The sequence below is a fragment of the Streptomyces sp. 13-12-16 genome (assembly GCF_002114215.1).
In the GTDB taxonomy this organism is placed as follows: Bacteria; Actinomycetota; Actinomycetes; order Streptomycetales; family Streptomycetaceae; genus Streptomyces.
Genome location: NZ_NCTE01000684.1, coordinates 1 through 2,766, shown reverse-complemented (window position 1 = coordinate 2,766; position 2,766 = coordinate 1). Strand labels below are relative to the sequence as shown.

The following is a 2,766-nucleotide window of genomic DNA, read 5'->3' as shown; positions in this document are numbered from 1 at the left end:
ACCGGCCGGCGCCCGTGCCGGGGCCGTTCCCACCGCCCCGCGGAGGTCGCCGTGGAGACCGCCCGCGCCGGCCGCCGGGAAGGTGGCCTCGCGGGCGCTCGGCGACCGGCCCCCGGGACGGATCGGGACGACCCGTCGCTCCCCGGACGCCTTCCGGGCCGTACGGGAGGCGGCCGACGTCGTCGGCCGTGTGAGGGGTGCCGTACGGTACGCCTGTGACCGCCTTCAGCCCTGAGAACGTCCCGGGCCGCCACGGCCCTTACGCCACCGTCGAGGCCGCGCCCCGTGAGGTGGGCCGGGTGCGTACCGAGTACTCGCCCGCGCACGACGGTGACCCCGACCCCGGGGAGATCGTCTGGACCTGGGTGCCCTACGAGGAGAACGACGGCCGGGGCAAGGACCGTCCGGTGCTCGTCGTCGCCCGGGAGGCGGCCGGGAGTTTCCTCGCCGTGCAGCTGTCGAGCAGGCGGCACGCCGGGGACCGGGAGTGGGTGCCGATCGGCAGCGGGCCGTGGGACCGGTCGGGCCGCGACTCGTGGGTCGACGTGGACCGGGTGCTGCGGCTGCACGAGGAGGGCATGCGCCGGGAGGCGTGCGCGCTGGACCGGATGCGGTTCAACCTCGTGCGTCAGCGGCTGCGGGAGCGGTACGGCTGGAGCTGATCCCCGCCGGCCCGGGCAGCAGGTCCGCGAAGGTCCGTTCGAACGCGGCGCGGACCGCGCTGTCGCGGGTGCGGTCCAGGATGCCGAACACCACGTGTGCGAAGGCGCCCGAGAAGCGTCCTCCCGGCTCCAGGTGCGACCGGAACGCCGCCGCCACCCGGGCGGGGTCGTTGCGGAACACCCCGCAGCCCCAGGCTCCCAGTACGAGCCGCCGGTAGCCGTGGGCGGCCGCGGTCTCCAGAACCCGCCCGGCCCGTACCACCAGGGCGTGCGGCACCTCGTCCGCCCGCTCCGGCGCCGTGCGCAGGATCACTCCCGCGTTGGGCGCGGGCGAGGTGAGGAAACCGGCCGTGAACGGCTCGTCGAGGAGGCGTCCGCGGTCGTCGCGGAAGACCGGCACGGCGGGTGAGTGGATCACACGGTCCGTGTAGAACGGGTCGCGGTGGGTGCGGTGGTGGTCGTAGAAGCCGGCGGCCCGCAGCAGGCAGGTGTACAGCGCGGAGGCACGGCACAGGGCCTCCTCCTGCGCCTGCGCCCCGTTCAGGTATCCCCCGCCGGGATTGCGGGCGGAGGCGAAGTTCAGTACGGCCACGCCGTCCGCGAGCCGCCGGGCGGCCTCCAGGCTGCTCTCGCCGGTGACCTCGAACCGGGTGCCGGCCGGCCGGAAGGCCGGGAAGGGGACCGGCTGCGGCCCGTACGTCCGCGGGCCGCGGCCTCGATCGCGGCCCCGATGGACACCTCGTGGCCGCCGGGTGCGCGGTAGGCGCCCGCCGCCACGATTCCCTCGGTCTCCCGGGCGATGCCGCGCAGGCGCGCGCTCACGGCGCCACCCCCGTAGCCGCCGTGACCACGCGCCGCGCGGCCTCGCTCGTCGTGCTCATGCAGGCATCCTGAGCGATGCTGGGGAGGCGGCGCAACGGAGTTTCCGCTTCCGCGGAAGGCCCGGCAAACGGGCGGAAAACCGCCCGGGAACAGGCCGGACGAAAGGATGACCGAACCGGAACGCCCCGCCAGGCGCTCTTGTGCCCGCCGACGCGAAGGTTTTGGGTGGACGGGTTGACGCCGGCCGGGAGCGGCGAAGCTCCGGGCCGGTGACATGGCGGAATCTCAGGAGGATCCCTGCATGTCCGATTCGGCAGGCGGCTGTACAGAGCCGCGTACCGCCGTCACAGAAGCCGAGGTGGAAGCCCTGGTGCGGGGCATCTGCTTCAAGACCGGACCGCCGCGCCGCCTCGGGGTCGAGGTGGAATGGCTCGTCCACGAGCTGCGGGACCCGCGGCTCCCCGTGTCACCCGAACGACTCGAAGCGGCCTACGCCGCTCTGCGGACCGTGCCCCTGAGGTCGGCGCTCACCGTCGAGCCCGGCGGCCAGCTGGAGCTGAGCTCGCCGCCCGCCGCCTCCCTGACGGAGTGCGTCGGTACCGTCTCCGCCGACCTCGACGCCGTCCGCGCGGTGCTGCGCGAGGACGGTCTGGTCCTCGTCGGTCTCGGCCACGACCCCTGGCACACCCCCCGCCGGTTCCTGCGTGAACCGCGGTACGACGCCATGGAGGCCTGTCTCGACCGCACGGGCCCCGCCGGCCGGGCCATGATGTGCGCCTCCGCCTCCGTGCAGGTGTGCGTGGACGCCGGGCACGAGGAGCCCGGCCCGCTCGGCCATGTACGGCGCTGGTGGCTGGCACACCAGTTGGGCGCGGTCCTGGTCGCCGCGTTCGCCAACTCCCCGATCGCCGGCGGCCGGCCGACCGGCTGGCTGTCCACGCGGCAGCTCCGCTGGACGCAGATCGGCACCGGCCGGGCGGGTGCCCCCGTCCTGGACGCCGACCCGCGCGGTGCCTGGGCCCGGCACGTCCTGGACTCGCCGGTGATGTGCGTACGGCGTGACGGCGGGCCGTGGGACGTGCCCCGGGGGCTCGCCTTCCGGGAGTGGATCAGGTCCGGCACGCCCGGACAGCCGACCCGGGAGGACCTCGACTACCACGTCACGACCCTGTTCCCGCCGGTACGGCCGCGCGGCCACCTGGAACTGCGCATGATCGACGCGCAGCCCGGTGACGACGGCTGGATCGTGCCGCTGGCCGTGGTCGCGGCGCTGTTCGACGAC

At 74.9% G+C, this 2,766-nt stretch carries 2 protein-coding genes and 2 pseudogenes; 3 read left to right on the top strand and 1 reads right to left on the bottom strand.

Translation table 11 applies throughout. The features are described 5' to 3' along the window. Both B7767_RS47410 and B7767_RS25995 read left to right on the top strand, forming a co-directional pair. Positions 1-235: pseudogene (locus B7767_RS47410) on the top strand (hypothetical protein); the annotation flags it as partial. Continuing rightward, positions 216-662, top strand: a complete 447-nt coding sequence (locus tag B7767_RS25995; protein ID WP_085574314.1) for a type II toxin-antitoxin system PemK/MazF family toxin — start codon at positions 216-218, stop codon at positions 660-662. The pseudogene B7767_RS47410 and the gene B7767_RS25995, both read left to right, overlap by 20 nt. Here the strand turns inward: B7767_RS25995 and B7767_RS25990 are convergent. Continuing rightward, positions 616-1,484, bottom strand: a pseudogene (locus tag B7767_RS25990) (TIGR02452 family protein). The gene B7767_RS25995 and the pseudogene B7767_RS25990 overlap by 47 nt on opposite strands. Before the next feature lie 301 nt (positions 1,485-1,785). Between B7767_RS25990 and egtA the strand changes: the two are divergent. Continuing rightward, on the top strand, positions 1,786-2,766 hold a 981-nt coding region (gene egtA / locus B7767_RS25985), incomplete at its 3' end, for an ergothioneine biosynthesis glutamate--cysteine ligase EgtA (protein ID WP_085574315.1).